The following is a 17422-nucleotide window of genomic DNA, read 5'->3' on the forward strand; positions in this document are numbered from 1 at the left end:
ATCGGTGTTAGTATGGACTGAGCAGGTCAGAAACGAAGCAGCGCGACCAACTGTTCCAGCCAATGCTTGTCGGTATCGTCAAAAGCTGCCAGCGCTTCGCTATCTACGTCCAGAACGGCCGTCACCGTGCCGTTTTTGAAAACGGGCACTACGATTTCGGAGCGGGAACGGCTGCTGCAGGCAATATGACCGGGAAATTGTTCCACATCGGGCACTACTATCGTTTCACCGCGCTCCCAGGAGGTGCCGCATACACCGCGGCCTTTACGGATACGGGTACAGGCAATTGGTCCCTGGAAAGGCCCGAGCACCAGCTCGTCTTCCTTTACCAGGTAGAAGCCGGTCCACAGCCAGCCGAACTGCTCCTTCAGCGCCGCGGTAACGTTGGCCAGGTTGGCGATCAGGTCCTCCTCGTGCGTGACGAGCGCCTCTATCTGGGGCAGCAGTGCAGCGTATTGCTCTGCCTTGCTCCCGGTAATGGTCGTTAATGTTTCAGCCATAAAATAATTGTCTGTTGCAGCACCGGATTTTCTGCAAAGAACGGGGATTAAGGCTACCTTTGCTATCAATTTTCCCAATACCATGGCCGACCGTCCTTCGCTGCCTTCCGGTATCCTGGGCATGAAATGTCCCAACTGCCGCAAAGGAAATATGTACACCAACAAAAGCATTTTCCCACTGAAAGAAATGATGCTCATGCCTGACCGCTGCCCGGTATGCGGTCAGAAGATGGAGCTTGAGGTCGGCTTTTATTATGGCACCGGTTATGTGAGCTATGCCCTATCCGTAGGTGTGGCCATATTCAATGCCTTATGGTTTGGCCTGGCAGTCGGTTTTTCCTGGAAGAACAATAGCATCTGGTGGTACCTGGGCATTACCGTGGCCATGCTGCTCCTGCTACAACCGTTGCTGATGCGCTACTCCAGGGTACTTTATCTTTATATGTTCGTCAAATACGGCAGTAGCCCGCACCGGCCGCCTGCAGATGGACAACACTCCGTAGAATAACGTAATTTTCACCTCGGCCACCTTCCGGCGCAGCAGTTATAGTATCTTTAGGGTAAACCTAAACCCTGAACAACATGGCTCCTGTATTTTCAAGATGGTGCTGTATACTTATTTTTCTTATGTTATATGCCGGCATCCCGCTGCCGGCGCAGAACAGCACACCTGAATTCCCTAAAGGCTTTACCGGCTACCTCAGCCTGCAGCAGGGCGTCGTATCCGATTTCAAGACCACCCCCGATTATTATCAGGTAGGGTTTAGCCTGGCCCCGCAATACACGGTTATTCCTTCCCGGCTACGGCTCGGGGCGCAGGTAGCCGGCATTTATACCCAAGGCCGCTGGGGCGTACAAGCCGGCCCCACAGCAGCGTTGAGGCTTTTTGATATGCGCGCCGGTGTTTTCGGCACAGTACTGAACGTCCAGCTTACAGGGAGCCATTTCTGGGGCTCTTTCGGGCAAAAACTTGCGGGTGGCGGCCTGCAGGCCGAGATATTCCAGCTCTTCCAGCTTGCCTTTACCGGCTATCGCGATTACGGCAATGGTCAATGGTGGCTGCAATCTTCCCTCGGCTTCAACCTGATACGACCTAAGAAAAAAACCTCATCAGATCCATTTAACCCTTAAAGCCCGCATTATGTCTACAGCATTGGTGATTAGCGGCGGCGGCTCCAAAGGAGCCTTTGCCGTCGGTGCGATCAAGACCATGTTCCGGCAGCGGCCGGGCCTTGCATTTGATATGCTCATCGGCACCAGCACCGGCGCCCTTATCGCACCACTGGCTACCGCCAGGGATATTGCGCTGCTGGAGCAGCTCTATACTTCGGTAACCACAGAACAGGTGATCACCACCTACAATGTCGGCAACCGTATACTCACAGCCGACAGTATTTTCGGCGTGGAGCCGCTCGCGCAACTGTTAAAACAGTACTATACTGATACCTTTTTCAACGACCTGGCAACGCGCCCTTACAATGTGCTGCTGGCGACCACTTGCCTGCAAACGGAGGCCGCAGTGTATTTTGCCTCCAAAACATTGAACAGCGCCACCCAACATGAGGTGATCGCCCTGAAGCAGGCCGATCATTTCCGGCGCGCGGTACTGGCTTCGGCATGCCAGCCGGTCTTCATGACCCCGATCGAAGTCATTCCCGGTGCGCAGCCGCTGCGTCAGTATGTAGATGGCGGCGTACGGGAATATGCCGGCATCCAGCTTGCCATTGAGCAAGGAGCCGATGAGGTTTTCGTGATCCTGCTCTCTCCCGAGATCACGCCTCCTGTGGAGAAAAGATATACGGGCGTGCCGGACATCCTGATGCGTACGATCGAGATCTTCAGCGAAGATGTGGGTGACAACGACCTGCAGATACCGCTGCTCTACAACAAGGCATTGGGCTATATGGATACGGTGAGGCAGAACCTTTCGGCCTATGGTATACCAGAAGACAAAATAACTGCACTGCTTAACGTGCCCGGTAGCCCCTTCAGCAATAAACGCAGTGTCAACCTTCATCTCATACGCCCCGATGGTTACCTCGGCGGCGGCCCGGGAGGACTCACCTTTGATCCGGCCGAAATGAAAGGCATGGTTGCCAAAGGCGAGCGCACGATGAACCAATATATTGCCGGCCTGGCGCCTGGCAGCAGCATACTGGTATAAAGAGCCGTTAACGCTTTGGCCTTATATTTGCAACGCTAAAGCAACAACTATGCAATTATCACTTAACGGCAAGCATGCTCTTATAGGCGGCAGCACACAAGGTATAGGTCTGGCCATCGCCCGGGAACTGGCCCTGCTGGGCGCCACCTGCACCCTGATCGCCCGCAACGAAACCACCCTGCAAACAGCTGTCGCCAGCCTGGATGCTTCGGCGGGGCAACAACACGACTACCTGGTAGCCGATTACAGTGACTACAATGGGGTAAAGGATGTGGTAGCCGCTTATGTACAGCAGCAGCCGGTCCATATTCTCGTAAACAACAGCGGCGGCCCAGCCGCCGGTCCTGTCACGGATGCCACACCCGAAGCCTTTCTTCAGGCTTTCAACCAGCACCTGATCTGCAATCAATTGCTGGCACAACTCGTGGTTCCTGGTATGAAGGCTACACAATACGGCCGTATCATCAATATCATCTCCACATCGGTAAAGATACCCTTGAAAGGGCTGGGTGTGAGCAATACGATAAGGGGCGCCGTGGCTTCCTGGGCCAAGACCTTGTCGAATGAGCTGGGCGCTTTCGGCATCACAGTCAACAACATTCTTCCCGGCGCTACGGCTACCGCCCGCCTGGAAAACATCGTCAACAACAAATCGGCAAAGACCGGCGCAAACAGGGAAGCCGTGGAAGAAGAAATGCTGGAGGAAATCCCGATGAAACGTTTCGGCCGGCCTGAAGAGATTGCTGCCGCTGCAGCCTTCCTGGCGACACCAGCAGCCGCCTATATTACCGGGGTAAGCATTCCTGTCGACGGCGGCCGCACCGGGAGCCTCTAAACAGCACGCTATGTACGGCATTATCGGCTATCCTTTACTACAGACCTTTTCGCCTGGCTATTTCAATCAGAAATTTGAGCAGTTGGGCCTGCCGTTCCAATATCACAAATTCCCCCTGGCACATATCCATACGCTCCGGGATTTGCTGATACAAGAGCCGGGCTTGCTGGGCCTCAATGTGACCATACCCCACAAAGAGACAGTGATCCCCCTGCTCGACGAGCTCGACGGTACTGCCAAGGCTATAGGCGCCGTCAATACGATCCGTATCCGGGAAGGCCGGCTCAAAGGGTTCAACACAGACACTATAGGCTTTACGCAAAGCCTGGAGCCATTGCTGCAACCCTGGCATACACATGCCCTGGTATTGGGGACGGGAGGTTCTTCCAAGGCCGTTGCTTACGCGTTGCAGCAGTTGGGCATCGCCTTTACCCTGGTGTCGCGCCATACCGGTGCCGGGCAGCTCTGCTATGCCAGGCTCGATCAAGCCGTACTGGACGAGCACAAGCTTATTATTAATACCACGCCCCTGGGTATGGCGCCGGATACAGAACACTGTGCCGACATACCCTACAACTACATCGGCGAAAAACATTTACTTTACGACCTGGTCTACAATCCCGCCGAAACCCTTTTCCTGCAAAAGGGCAAAGCACAAGGTGCACAAATAAAGAATGGCTACGAGATGCTGATCGCACAGGCCGAAGCGGCCTGGCGCATATGGAACGAAGCTTAAACACTACAGCCATGAACTATTTATTCCGATCGGGGATCATTACTATAATATGCATCTGCTTCTTTTCCTGTAAAGAAAAAAGCGGGAGCAATGCTGTACAAAAGCCACAGCCGGCAACCTTTGCCGCCCGCTCCGGCTTTGACCTGTCCCGGATCGCTTTCGATGAGGATGCCACTCACCTGTTCGGCACTACGCTCGACACTGCCGATCATGACGACTGGCCCGAAAAGCACTTTGACGTTTTTCGCGAAAAGGACTCTTTTGCCCGGGGAGAGCTACCGGAGCATGTCTTTGTATGGAAGGAGAAGCGCTACTACTTCCGCACGCAGACACTGGACAGCATTGCCTGTTATGCCAACATTTTCTTTTACCAGGTAGGCATAGAGACCGACGAACAATTTCACCCGTTGGCCATTGTCGCTAAAACGAAGTTCCGTGAGAAGAAGGACCTCGATTCGATGCTCGTATACCTGTCCCATAAGCTGGGAAAGACCACAGAAGAGCAGGCTATTAAGGCCGATAACGAAGCCCAGATCGATACCATGAGAGCCCGGGGTATGGCAGCTGAGCAGATCGCTTTCATGAGCGACCGGGACACGACATCCGACTTGTTGAATTATGGCGACAACAACTATTTTGAATGGCGGCTGAGCGATCGTTATATCCAGGTAAGCCTATCGAAAGACCGGGAGATCGTAATAAGCACCAACGCTGCCGAGAACAGGAATGAAGAATACTATTACGCCGACCTGCTCTTTATTAAAAAGGAAGTGTACGAAGGCATTGAAGCCAGGCAATACCAACGTTCAGTAAAGAGCGGCGGCCAGCAGGAGGAGCTACGACCCTATGCGTTGCGCCGGCTCGATCCTATGGAAAACTGGCGGCTGATGGCACGGCTGGAAGCGGCCTGGAAGAAACGGTAATAGTGCTGGTGAAATTTTTAATTTTTGAACGATACCTAATTTTATTAGGTATCATTTTTTTATTTACCTTTGGTAAAGCTATATGGAAACGGATCGCATAATTAAAGGAAGCTTATCGGCAGTGGTACTGCAATTACTGCAGCTCAATGGTCGCATGTACGGTTACGAGATCACCAGGGCGGTACAGGATGGCAGCAAGGGCAAGACCAGGGTCACCGAAGCAGCGCTATATCCCACCCTGCATAAGCTGGAGACTGCCGGCCTGTTGGATACAGAAACCGAAATGGTGGATGGCCGGCTGCGGAAATATTATAAGCTAAACAGGAAGGGAAAAAAAGAATCGGCGCTGCAGCTGGAAGCCTTGCAGGATGCGATAAGCTCTCTTCAAAAGATCCTGAAATACCGTTTAAAGCATGGATAAAAGAATATTGAGCCCTGAAGAGCTGGACCGTTTGCACCGGTTCATCATATCCCGGTCTGCCCGCTTCTCCCAGCCTCCTTTGCTCTTGGAGATCACCGATCATTTTGCCTGCAAGGTAGAAGAGTTGCTGCAGCAGGATAGCAAGCTTGACCTGGAGGCTGCAATGGCACAGGCGCATCGTTCTTTTGGCGTCAAAGGGTTTGCGCCACTGGCCGAAGCCTTCGAAAAAAGTGTTTATCACCGGTATAAAACCTGGTATCGCCGCGAACAGAAGCAGTTCCTGCTTTCGCTGCACCTTCCCGGAATGATCCTGCTGGGGGCATTAGCGGGCAAGCTCTTCCTGGCAATGGCGCACAGACACCTGCTTCAAAACGGCATGGGTATATTGTGCTCTGCCGAGCTCTTATATGGCGTCGCTATCCTGATCCTGCGGCAGCGCGCCAAAACAGGCGGCTTGCTTATCGAAAAAGCGCATGAGGCCAGCGTCAGTACCATCTTCTGGCTATGGGTGGGCCTGGCCGTCATTTTGGCTGCAGGCTTCCTTAGTCCGCAGGCACAGGCCTGGCTTACAGGCATGATAACGGCATTGCTGGGCGCCAACCTCGTGCTTTTTGCACGGCTGATGAAAAAAGCGGCGACGGATACTGCCGAGCTAAAGCAACAGATGAATGCGCTGAACGTTACCCCATACATCCATTGATCTTTCCCGATAGTCATTTTTTTCGCCCAGGCTACTGATGAAAATAGATAGTATACAGGACGCCGTTCCGGCTTATCGTTATTAGACAAAGACAATGACCACTTATTTCATAGGCGGCATCGCGACCGACGAGCGTTTTTATGCTTACCCGCTATCGCAGATACCTGACGCGGTTTACTTGCCTTTCCCCGCCCATACCGCGGGAGAATCCATGGCTGCTTATTGCCTTAAATTCCTGCCCTTGATCAACAGCAAAGCCCCTTTCAATCTCGTGGGCAATTCTATGGGCGGCATTATGGTTATGGAGCTGCTCAAACATGTACAGCCCGAAAAGGTGATCCTGATCTCTTCGGTAAAGTGTCGCTCCGAAATGCCCTGGCGCCTCCGCCAGCTTCGCCGCAGCAAGCTGCACCGGCTGTTGCCCGGACGAGGTTTTATTGCCGGCACCCGCTACGGCGGCCTGCTGTTGCCCGAATTGCGACGGGACCCGGCGGTACGGCGGCTGACCATCAGCATGGCCCGGCATAACGATCCCGCATTTCTCTATTGGTGCGTCAACGCCATCGTCAATTGGCAGGGCGGCGACGATTACCGCAGGGATATTATTCATATCCATGGCACCCGCGACAGCATGTTCCCTTATCGGAATTTGTCGCAGGCCATACCCGTCGAAGGTGGCACGCACCTGATGCAGCTGACCCGTAAGGAGGAATTGACGCGATTGCTGCTGCAATACCTGTAACGGCTACCGGATTAACCGGTAAAAAGCCTTGGCAGCTATAGGCCCTGCTTTGCTGAAGCCCTGCAGGTGTATGGTATCCCAAAAGGTCGTTGGTATAGAATTGGATGCTGGCCTTCCCTTCGGCATCCGTCCGTATTTTTCCCTGAGGCAATGCCTGTCCCGGGAAAGGGCTGCCTTTTCCCGTACCATTCTGCATTATATATTTTCCCCTTTTCATATAGAGTCATTAACCTCCCGCTGTAGCAATACAAATAGGGTGGTAAGCTATAAACCAAACAGACTCTCCACCAGCATAACTGGTTTTGTCCAGGTGCAGATAAAGTCCCTGTGAGCCACTAATTGCCATGGTACAAACATAGCTTTTCCGTTATACCAGGCACAATCTGCGCAGCTGACGGCATACAGTTAATCAAAAATACAATTTAGTAAATCAACTTATACATAATAAAACTATCGCATAGTGAGTGTAGAAATATGGCCAGATTCATTTATTAAAAAAAAAAATTGCAAAAAACATTCGAATTGCATTTCCATACGATCCTGAATAGGTATAGCGTTGCCATTTTCTTATTTTTGCAGCCGCATTTAAATGACCAAAGAATAAATGACCGAACAGGAACTCGAACACGAGGAGCACAGCGCGCCGTCCATCAACAGGATGTACGAAAGCTGGTTCCTCGAATATGCAAGCTATGTGATACTGGAACGTGCGGTACCGGCGATCGAAGACGGGCTGAAACCCGTTCAGCGCCGCATTCTTCATGCGATGAAGGAGATGGATGACGGACGTTTCAATAAGGTGGCCAATATCATTGGTCAAACCATGCAATACCATCCTCATGGCGACGCTTCGATAAGCGACGCGATTACCAACCTGGGACAGAAGGACCTGCTGATCGATATGCAGGGTAACTGGGGCGATATACGTACGGGTGACAGCGCAGCCGCCGCGCGTTACATCGAAGCAAGGCTTTCTAAATTTGCCCTGGATGTCGCTTTCAATGGCAAAACCACCGAATGGCAGCTCAGCTACGACGGCCGCAAGAATGAGCCCACTACCCTGCCCATGAAATTCCCTTTGCTGGTAGCACAGGGAGCCGAAGGCATTGCGGTGGGCCTCTCCACTAAAATACTACCCCACAATTTCTGTGAGATACTGGACGCTGCGGTCAAACACCTGAAGGGCCGAAAATTTGAGCTTTATCCCGATTTCCAGACTGGCGGTATGATCGATGTGAGCAATTACAACGATGGCAGCCGCGGTGGCAAGCTGCGGGTAAGGGTTCATATTGAAGAACTGGATAAGAAAACCCTGCTCATTAAATCGGTGCCGTATGGTGTTACGACACAGCAGCTGATCGACAGCGTGCTGAAAGCCAACGACAGCGGTAAGATCAAGATCAAGAGCATTACCGACAATACGGCAAGGGATGTGGAACTGGCAGTACAGCTGGCGCCGGGCGTATCCAGCGACCAGACGATAGATGCTTTGTATGCCTTTACTGATTGCGAAACTTCTATATCGCCCAATGCCTGCATCATTATCAATGACAAACCACATTTCGTAGGTGTTAGCGACCTGCTGAAACATTCTGTAGAGCATACGAAAGCCCTGCTGAAGCGCGAGCTGGAGATCAAGCTGAAAGAGCTGGAGGATGACTGGCACTACTCTTCCCTGGAGAAAATATTTATCGAAAAACGGATCTACCGCGACATTGAAGAGGAAACAACCTGGGAAGGCGTGCTGGCAGCTATCGACAAAGGTCTGAAGCCCTATAAAAAGCTTTTCCGGAGAGAGATCACCCAGGAAGATATCACAAAGTTGACCGAGATCCGGATCAAGCGTATTTCCAAATTCGACTCTTTTAAGGCCGACGAGCACATCAAAGCTACAGAAGACAACATCGCGCAAACGAAACATCATATCGAGCATCTCACCGACTTCGCAATTGCTTATTACGAAGGATTGCTGAAGAAATACGGCAAGGGTAAAGAGCGTCAGACCGAGATCAAGTTGTTCGACACGATACAGGCTACCAAGGTGGCCATCGCCAATGCTAAACTGTATGTCAACCGGAAAGAGGGCTTTATCGGCACGAGCCTGAAGAAAGACGAGTTTGTATGTGACTGCTCCGATATCGATAACATTATCGTGTTTCGTAAAGACGGCACCATGATCGTAACCAAGGTCGCCGATAAAACTTTTGTAGGCAAAGACATCTTACACCTGGATGTATTCAAGAAGAACGACGAGCGCACTACCTATAATATGATGTATATGGATGGGAGCAGCGGCGTAGTGTATGCCAAGCGCTTTAACGTAACCGGCATTACCCGCGACAAAGAATACGACCTTACCAAAGGCAACAAGGGCAGCAAGATCATGTACTTTACGGCCAATCCCAATGGTGAGGCCGAAGTGGTTGCGGTAACTCTCTCGCCCGGCAGCTCGGCACGCATTAAGGTCTTCGATTTTTATTTCGAAGAGCTGGTGATCAAAGGACGCAGCTCGCAGGGCAACCAGGTAACGAAGTACCCCGTAAGGCAGATCAAATTCAAGGAGCAGGGACGCAGCACACTCTCGGCGCCCAAAATATGGTACGACGCCCAGGTAGGCCGCCTCAATACCGACGGTTATGGCAGGCTGCTGGGCAGCTTCGACCAGGAAGACCGCATTCTGGTGTTCTATAAGGATGGGCAGTATGAGCTCACGGATTTTGACCTGAGCAATCGCTACGAAGTAAGCCAGATGCAGCGTATCGAGAAATTCAATCCCGACAAGGTGATCACGGCGGTCTACTTCGACGCCGATAAAGCCCAGTTCAATGTGAAACGTTTTCATATTGAAACCCAAACGCTGAAGAGCAAGTTCCTCTTCATAAAGGAAGGGCCTAAGAATAAGCTGGAGCTGGTGACTACCGACCCCCATCCTATTGTTACACTGAAACTGGGAAAAAAGAAATCAGATGCGAGAGAAGAGGTGGTCGACCTTACCGAAAAAGTGAACGTAAGCGGCTGGAAAGCTGTAGGCAATAAGCTAAGCGACAAAGAACTGCTGGAGATCCTCTTTGAGGAAAAGGAAGAAGAGCCCGAAACAGATAGTAAGGAAGAAGATGCAGCAGCAAAGGAAGGCGGTAACCCTGACGATGCACCGACCTTGTTTTAGTATTAAAGATAGGCGTACATTGGGCCCGCTTAAAAATTTAACTGAATAATTCAAAGGTTTACTAACTTCACATTTCACAATGCACAGAGGCTGCAACAGCAGGCAGCAGCTTGGATTTGGAGCGATATAATAACAAATGAAAAAGATTGAACTTGAAATAGTGGCTTTATCCAGCAGCGTAACACAAACACATTCCTATGCTGTGGTATTGGGTGAGATCAACGGGCTGCGTCGCCTGCCCATCGTTATCGGGGCATTTGAAGCTCAGGCAATTGTTGTTGCCCTTGAAAGGATCAAACCCAGCCGGCCGCTGACCCACGACCTGTTCTACAATTTTATGCTGTCGTTCAATATCGAATTGCAGGAAGTACTGATCTATAAATTGGAGGAAGGCATTTTCTTTGCCCAGTTGATCTGTTCCAACGGCAAGGAGATCATAGAGATTGACTCCCGCACTTCAGATGCCTTGGCGCTCGCTGTCCGTATCGGCTGTCCCATTTTCACCTATGAAAACATACTGGAAGCGGCGGGACTGTTCATGGATCAGCCCAGCGCAGAAAGCACGGGCGAAGCGGCTTCGGGTACCGATGAAGAAGTACAGGAAAGCAACAGCCAGCAATCCCACAACCTGAAAACGATGACAATGGAAGAGCTGAACGATCTGCTGCATCAGGTCCTGGAGAACGAAGATTATATACAGGCTATCGCAATCCGCGATGAGATCAAGAACAGGGAAAGCCGGCAATAGTCGCCATTAAAGATACCGTTCATGAATACTATACCCTGGCACGCCAGGGTATTTCTTTACCCCCATTACGCGACACGATAAAACGGGCCAGCACAAACAGGAAATCGGAAAGGCGGTTCAGGTATTTAAGTACCTCCTCCGATACAAATTCATTGTTGTGCTGCATATGGACACATAAACGTTCAGCCCGCCGGCATACACAGCGGGCCACATGGGCCTGACTGGCGGCCAGGTGCCCTCCCGGCAGAATAAACGATTTCATCGGTGGTAATGTGTCGTCCATTTCATCGATCCGCTGTTCCAGCCATTCGATATCTCCGGTATGCAGGTCGGGCAGCTTCATCTTCGGCGCCTTATCGGGATCGGTGGCCAGCGACGAACCGATCGTAAACAGGCGATCCTGTATTTCCAGTATCCATTCATTAATTGCCGGATCGCCCAGCTGGTCGGTTACCACACCCAGGTAAGAATTCAGCTCGTCTACCGTACCATAGGCTTCTATACGGATATGATCTTTAGGCACACGGGTGCCGCCGATAAGACCGGTGCTGCCTTTGTCGCCGGTTTTTGTATACACTCTGAATGCCATCGCTTATTTGCTTAGCTCGATTTTAAAAGTTTGATTCAGCCTGTCATTCTCCACCACACCATCTTTAATACGGACGATACGTTTGGCGTGTTCTGCAATATCTTCTTCATGCGTTACCAGAATAACGGTATTGCCTGCTGCCTGAATACTGCCAAAAAGCTCCATGATCTCTACCGAGGTTTTGGAATCCAGGTTACCGGTAGGCTCATCGGCCAGTATCAGAGAAGGGTTGTTGATGAGCGCCCGGGCGATCGCTACCCGCTGGCATTGCCCGCCGGAAAGCTCGTTGGGCTTATGGTGCGCCCGTTCGCCAAGGCCTACCTGTTTCAGCATGGCATGCGCCCGCTCCGTTCTCTCTTTCCTCGCAATACCCGCATAGATCAGCGGCACGGCAACATTTTCCCAGGCTGTGAGCCGTGGCAAAAGATTGAACTGCTGAAAAACGAAGCCGATCTCGACATTACGCACATTGGCCAGCTCATCGTCTTTCATCCGGCTTACATCTTTCCCATTAAGAATGTACGCGCCCGATGTAGGCGAGTCGAGACAGCCCAGGATATTCATCAAGGTGGATTTGCCGGAGCCCGAAGGGCCCATCAGCGCTACATATTCGTTCTTTTCGATGGACAGCTCTATACCTTTCAATACAGGAACAGGTTCCTTGCCCAAATAATAGTTTTTCCGGATATCCTTCAGGGTAATGATCTGTTGCATGAAGAGATGGCAGTGTTGCCGGTATTAAAGTTCAAATTTATCGATAATTTGCAGCCTGCAGAAATAATTATTGCACTCATACCCCCGGCCCAATTGCATAGCCTATGCTTACCTTTCCCAATGCCAAGATCAATATCGGACTATACATTACCCAAAAAAGAGCGGATGGTTATCATAACCTGGAGACTGTATTTTATCCTGTTCCGTTCAGGGATGCCCTGGAGCTTGTCGACAGACCGGGAGAAGAGGGCAGCATTGCATTATCGGGCCTTGCTGTCGCCGGCGACAGGGAGCAAAACCTGGTCTGGCGGGCCTTCCAGCTGCTACAGCACGATTTTTCCTTGCAGGTAAAGCCACTACAGATTTTCCTGCACAAGGTAATTCCTATGGGAGCTGGCATGGGCGGTGGTTCATCTGATGCAGCATTTATGCTCCGGATGATGAATGAACACTTCCAACTAGGCCTCGACACAGCCAAACTTGAAAGTTATGCCCTGAAACTGGGCAGTGATTGCCCTTTCTTCATCCGTAACCTGCCGGCTTTTGCTGCAGGCAGGGGCGAGTTGCTGGAGCCGCTGTCACTGGATCTTTCCACTTACAACATCCAGATCATCTGCCCATCGCTGCATGTAAGCACTGCAGAGGCCTTCAGCGGTATAAAGCCTTCAACCGCGCCGTTTGACCTGCGCCGCATCGGTGAGCTGGCGCCGGAAGAATGGCGGACACATATTCACAACAGCTTTGAAGATACAGTTATGATAGCACACCCGGTGCTGCAGGATATCAAAGCAGAGCTATACGCGCAGGGCGCCATTTATGCCTCGATGAGCGGCAGCGGCTCGGCGCTTTATGGCATTTTCCCCCGGGGCCGGCAAGCCAGCATAGGCACCCTTATTCCGCACATAACCTGGTGTAGCCACCCGGCATAAGCACCTCTGTCACTGAAAGTGAAAGTACCAAAACGACAACAGGGCTACCGAAACGGCAGCCCTGTTGCAATTTAAGCTTGATTATACTATTTTATCGCATCAGTTCCAGCTTACGGGCAACCATGCCCTTATCGGTGAATATCTCGATGGTATAGACACCAGAGGCAAAGCCATCCAGTTTCAGGGTGTGCTTGTCTTTGCTATCAGCCTTGGCATCGTAGATTACCTGGCCCAGCACATTATACACCTGGATCTTCTCCATCTTCAAAGCGCCTTTATTCTGGATCGTCGCCGAAGCCCTGGTCGGGTTGGGGTAAACCATCATTTCATCGTTGCTCACATTCAGCTGCTTGATGCCGACCATATTGGCCGCCAGCGAATCTGTAGCAAAGCCACAACTGCTGCTCATCTTCAGCACCACTACATATTCGCCCAGCACGTCGTACGTGTGAACAGGATTGACCAGGTTGCTGTGCGGCGAACCATCGCCGAAATCCCAATCATAACCGATCACATTCTGCGGATTGACGGCCGAGAAGCTGAAGGTGTTGACACCATTGTTATCGATAACAATACCATCGACCTTAGGCAACTGACCCGCGGTGCTTACTGTTATGGTATCGGACTTGATACAACCTGCATTATTGGTCACAAAAACATAATAGGTACCAGCAGTGCTCACATTAATTGTCTTGGTTGCTGCACCGGTGCTCCAGAAGTAATCGATACCGTCGCTGCCGCCGTCCAGCTTGAGCACGGCGCCGTTACAGATCGAGGTATCGTTGCCCAGCTGCACCACAGGGTTGATGCGGAAATTAACGTCAATAGTATCCGCTTTCACACAGCTGTATTCATTGGTCACTTTTACCCAGTAAGTACCGCTTTGGTGTACGGCGCGTACCTGCTCTACACTGGCATCGTCCCAAAGATAGACACCGCTGTTGGGCTGCAGGCCTGCGTCCAGCACCAGCACTTCCTGTCCGGGGTCCACGCAATTATTCACATTGGTACCCAGGTCAACTACCGGTACAGGGTGTACAGTAGCGACTACCGGCTCTTTAGCTGTTTCACAGGGCAGCACCATACCGACCTGGATAACGGGCATATCGGAAGAAGTATTAGTAGGTCCGGTAGGATTCGTACAATGATCTGCCTCATCTGCACTATTCATTGCCGTAGAGCCGTTGGTATAAGTAACATCGGAGCTCCAGCCATCAAATTCATTGTTATGGCATTCTTCCAATACGATATTGGAAGTGCCATCCCAATAGAAAAGAGAGGTGAGGTTATGCACGTTGACCATATCCGATACCGGCTGATAGGAAGGTGTGGAGAATACGGTCTGCAAACCAGTTTCCAGGTTGGGGCCCAACATATTCGCAGTGGTCAGCTTCATGCTCAGCGAGAAATTTTCGACCTCATCGCCGGCCGATGCTACATCAAAACCTATGGAATTGATATATCCTGCATTGAAGCCTGCAGCGTGCAAGGCCGAAGCTTTGATGAGCCACTGCACTTTATTGGCGCTGAAGTCAAGGTTGTAAGGCATTTCAGTCCAGCTACTGGTAAAGGTACCATTGCCTATCATTGTGGGTTCGGGCTGGGGCGATCCTGTAGCAGCAGAGGCATAGAAGGTCGTGGTCGTTCCGAGATAAGGAGTATTGAAAGGGCTGCCCGAACCAATAGGATCGATAGCTGCCGGATCGTCGTACCACCTGATTACAGCGTTTCCGCCAGCCTCGGCTTCGAGTGTCACTACGCCGGGTCCACAGCGGGAGCTATCTTTTGTAGATACTACCTCAGGATGCGCTACTACTACTTGCTGTACCAGCGTGTGACAATCAGCAGTGCCTGCTTTGATAATCACTTTATAGAAGCGGGTATCGGTAATCGTCGGGGTTGTATAGCTCGGATCGGAGGCCCCTGCGATCGGTGTATAGGTTGTACCGTCGGGTGAATCCATCCAGGTAATACTACCGGGGAAGTAGCCGCTTCCTGGTATAAGGGAAATGGTAGACTCGCCGCTGTTACAAAGCGTATCCAGCACTGCTTTCGTAGTTACTGTACCGGGCTGGTTCCATATCCGTACGGTATCGGCAAACGTACAATGGGAAGTCGTGTTCTCTGCCATGAGGTAGTACACATGTTCTCCTGCATCGGCAGCTTTAAAGAACAACGAAGTAGCCGAGTTGACCGCTACATAAGGCACGGTGGCCGCAGCATCGGTATAGATATCGCCTTCGTTCCACTTGTAGGTAGTGTAAGGAGTACCCTGCGGTGTAACGACAATGGGAGCGATGGTACCGTTACAGATCACATCGGGCGCGGTAACGGTGAGGGCGGGCGAGGCCGTCACAGTAGCGACCACAGGCACCCTTGGGCCCTGGCAGGAGGCCGTATAGCCAAATACCATCCTGGGCCTGGCTTCAAAGGAGGTCCAACCTATATTCGGTGGCGCATCGCAGAAAACAGCCGCCGTCATATCGGAGCCATTGCCGTACTGCGTGGCGTTGAAGGAAACTTCGTCATAACGCACTTCGCTGGTCGTGTTGGAGCTGTTGTTGTTGCTCCAGCAGGTTTGCACCAGTAAGTTATCGCCGTTCCATATAAAAGGTGTTCCGGAGTTGAACACGAAATTGTTCAGACCGGTAGTTGTCGTATGGCTGGCAGGCGTATAGACTTGTATAGCGCCACCTTCCAATGCAGATGGTGTGTTAAGGAAAGCTGCGGTAGTCGTATTTTTAAGCGCTACCGAAAAATCATTGTAAGTATTGCCTGCAGTTACCACGTCTAAAGCCATCGAGGTGATGGTCGCGCCGGGCTCCAATCCCATGGCCTCAAGCTCGGAAGCATGGATCAGGAACTGGTGCTTGAAGCCGCCGTCCCACCCTACGAACGGTGTAAGGTCGTTCCACATGGTAACCTCCAGGCCCGCGCCCAGTGCCTTAGATCCAGCTACATCGGGCGAACCGGCAGTAACATAGAAGGTAGTGGTTGTGGGTATATAAGGGGTAGTCCAGGTGCTGGTATTACCTATAGGCGCACCACCGGTAGCATTAGCGTACCACTTGATCAGCGGGCCACCGGCGGTACCAGTCGCAGACAGCTGAACGGCTCCGGGGCCACAACGGGTGCCGGCAGTTGCTGTGGGTGATCCCGGATTATTCACCAATACCTGCGGCGAGTTGCCCGATGTCCATACAGGCGTGGTTCCGCCATTGCACAAAACAAGACAACGGAAGTAACGGGGTGTCGTTACAGGAGCCGATTGGGTAGGCAGGTTCGCAGCAGGCCCAACATCGGTCCAGGGTGCGGTACCGGTTTCGGAATACTGCCATTTATAGCTCAGGCCGGTCAATATCGGCATGGGCGTTGCCAGGCTGAGGTCCACGTTGCCGCTTACACATACTGCTACGGGCGATACCACTGCTGCTGTTGCAGCCGGGAAAGTGCCGCCGGAGCAATTAGGTGGTGGTGTGAAACGGAAGATCTGACCGTTGGCCGGCTTAGAAGAAATGCTTACGTTAAAGGTTGTTGACGACGCCGTAGCCGATGCCGTAGCGTTGTTCAGGGTAAGATAAGAAGGGATAGGATCGCCGTCTACGATACCGATCGTTGCCAGAGGAGACCAGCCGCTGATGGTACCGGTTTCCTGCTTGTAGCAGTATTCGATCACATTGGTGGTCTCATACAGCCTCACCTGGAAAGAGATTACCGGATTGGCGGCGCTGGCACTCCAATACCAATTTTTAAACTCAAAAGTAAACACGCGGTTGGGCGCTGTGCCGGTAGTGGTATAGGAAGCCGAGCCGGCATCGCCCCCCAGATCTTGCCATAAAGGGAAGAGCGCCGGCTTAACGTCGTTCAGCGAGGAAGCGTCGTTGTAGCTTACCGCATCGCTTGGCGAGCCGAAACTCAGCCAGCCATTGGAGCTGGCGACTACTTCTGTGTAAGTGTTGTTACAATAACTAAATGTAAATCCGATAGGAATAGCGTCCGAAATGTCTTCATCACTTTCGATCTCCGGCACATCCGTCGCGCCGCTAAGCGCTGTAAACGTCCCGGCCTGGGCGCTAAAAGTGTAACTGGATGCCGGCACCTGAGCCTGTGCCTGCAAGGTTATCACCATAAGGAGCGCTGGAAAAATCGTGTTCTTCAGGTACCTACAAAATGTAGTTTTCATCTCAATAAGCATTTACAAATTTGGTTTGGGTAGGATTAAAAAATAGACGAAGCTAATTGATAAATCAATTCA

General features: G+C 51.6%; 16 protein-coding genes. 12 read left to right on the forward strand and 4 right to left on the reverse strand.

Annotated features, from left to right (window positions below; all coding sequences use genetic code 11):
* Window positions 1-26: 26 nt before the first annotated feature.
* Window positions 27-500, reverse strand: a complete 474-nt coding sequence (locus tag DZK30_RS07355) for a GAF domain-containing protein (protein ID WP_118973487.1) — start codon at window positions 498-500, stop codon at window positions 27-29.
* Window positions 501-507: 7 nt separating this feature from the next.
* Here DZK30_RS07355 and DZK30_RS07360 point away from each other — a divergent pair, with 7 nt between their 5' ends.
* From DZK30_RS07360 to DZK30_RS07415, 11 genes are all read left to right on the forward strand, one after another.
* Window positions 508-1008 carry a DUF983 domain-containing protein gene (locus DZK30_RS07360; protein WP_240432881.1) on the forward strand — a complete coding sequence of 167 codons (501 nt, stop codon included), beginning with the start codon at window positions 508-510 and terminating at the stop codon, window positions 1006-1008.
* Between the two features lie 74 nt (window positions 1009-1082).
* Entirely contained in the window at window positions 1083-1631 is a 549-nt protein-coding gene (locus tag DZK30_RS07365; protein WP_162902925.1) for a hypothetical protein, read from the forward strand.
* 10 nt (window positions 1632-1641) lie between these two features.
* A complete protein-coding gene (locus DZK30_RS07370) occupies window positions 1642-2664 on the forward strand; it encodes a patatin-like phospholipase family protein (protein WP_118973489.1) in 1023 nt (340 codons plus the stop codon).
* A 49-nt stretch (window positions 2665-2713) separates the two neighbouring features.
* Entirely contained in the window at window positions 2714-3499 is a 786-nt protein-coding gene (locus DZK30_RS07375; protein ID WP_118973490.1) for an SDR family oxidoreductase, read from the forward strand.
* A gap of 10 nt (window positions 3500-3509) precedes the next feature.
* The gene (locus DZK30_RS07380) at window positions 3510-4235 is read left to right on the forward strand and encodes a shikimate dehydrogenase family protein (RefSeq protein WP_118973491.1); all 726 of its coding nucleotides are present in this window, start codon (window positions 3510-3512) and stop codon (window positions 4233-4235) included.
* An 11-nt stretch (window positions 4236-4246) separates the two neighbouring features.
* On the forward strand, window positions 4247-5158 hold the full coding sequence (locus tag DZK30_RS07385) for a hypothetical protein (protein ID WP_118973492.1): 912 nt from the start codon (window positions 4247-4249) through the stop codon (window positions 5156-5158).
* An 82-nt stretch (window positions 5159-5240) separates the two neighbouring features.
* The gene (locus tag DZK30_RS07390; RefSeq protein ID WP_118973493.1) at window positions 5241-5579 is read left to right on the forward strand and encodes a PadR family transcriptional regulator; all 339 of its coding nucleotides are present in this window, start codon (window positions 5241-5243) and stop codon (window positions 5577-5579) included.
* Window positions 5572-6279, forward strand: coding sequence for a hypothetical protein (locus DZK30_RS07395; RefSeq protein WP_118973494.1), 708 nt, complete (start codon window positions 5572-5574; stop codon window positions 6277-6279). Before DZK30_RS07390 ends, DZK30_RS07395 begins: the two co-directional genes overlap by 8 nt.
* Window positions 6280-6373: 94 nt before the next feature.
* On the forward strand, window positions 6374-7021 hold the full coding sequence (locus DZK30_RS07400) for an alpha/beta fold hydrolase (RefSeq protein WP_118973495.1): 648 nt from the start codon (window positions 6374-6376) through the stop codon (window positions 7019-7021).
* Between the two features lie 604 nt (window positions 7022-7625).
* Window positions 7626-10187: a DNA gyrase/topoisomerase IV subunit A gene (locus DZK30_RS07410; protein ID WP_118973497.1), complete on the forward strand. Its 2562-nt coding sequence runs from the start codon at window positions 7626-7628 to the stop codon at window positions 10185-10187.
* A gap of 136 nt (window positions 10188-10323) precedes the next feature.
* Window positions 10324-10935: a bifunctional nuclease family protein gene (locus DZK30_RS07415; RefSeq protein WP_118973498.1), complete on the forward strand. Its 612-nt coding sequence runs from the start codon at window positions 10324-10326 to the stop codon at window positions 10933-10935.
* Between the two features lie 28 nt (window positions 10936-10963).
* Here DZK30_RS07415 and DZK30_RS07420 read toward each other — a convergent pair whose 3' ends face one another.
* Window positions 10964-11524: a cob(I)yrinic acid a,c-diamide adenosyltransferase gene (locus tag DZK30_RS07420; RefSeq protein WP_118973499.1), complete on the reverse strand. Its 561-nt coding sequence runs from the start codon at window positions 11522-11524 to the stop codon at window positions 10964-10966.
* Window positions 11525-11527: 3 nt separating this feature from the next.
* Window positions 11528-12238 (reverse strand): ABC transporter ATP-binding protein, encoded by a 711-nt coding sequence (locus DZK30_RS07425; RefSeq protein ID WP_118973500.1) that lies wholly within the window; start codon window positions 12236-12238, stop codon window positions 11528-11530.
* Window positions 12239-12342: 104 nt separating this feature from the next.
* Here DZK30_RS07425 and ispE point away from each other — a divergent pair, with 104 nt between their 5' ends.
* Window positions 12343-13167, forward strand: a complete 825-nt coding sequence (gene ispE, locus DZK30_RS07430) for a 4-(cytidine 5'-diphospho)-2-C-methyl-D-erythritol kinase (RefSeq protein ID WP_118973501.1) — start codon at window positions 12343-12345, stop codon at window positions 13165-13167.
* Between the two features lie 91 nt (window positions 13168-13258).
* On the opposite strand, the gene DZK30_RS07435 is transcribed toward ispE, so the two are convergent.
* The gene (locus DZK30_RS07435) at window positions 13259-17350 is read right to left on the reverse strand and encodes an Ig-like domain-containing protein (RefSeq protein WP_162902926.1); all 4092 of its coding nucleotides are present in this window, start codon (window positions 17348-17350) and stop codon (window positions 13259-13261) included.
* Window positions 17351-17422 lie beyond the last annotated feature (72 nt).

It is taken from the genome of Taibaiella koreensis (genome assembly GCF_003545715.1).
Lineage (GTDB): Bacteria > Bacteroidota > Bacteroidia > Chitinophagales > Chitinophagaceae > Taibaiella > Taibaiella koreensis.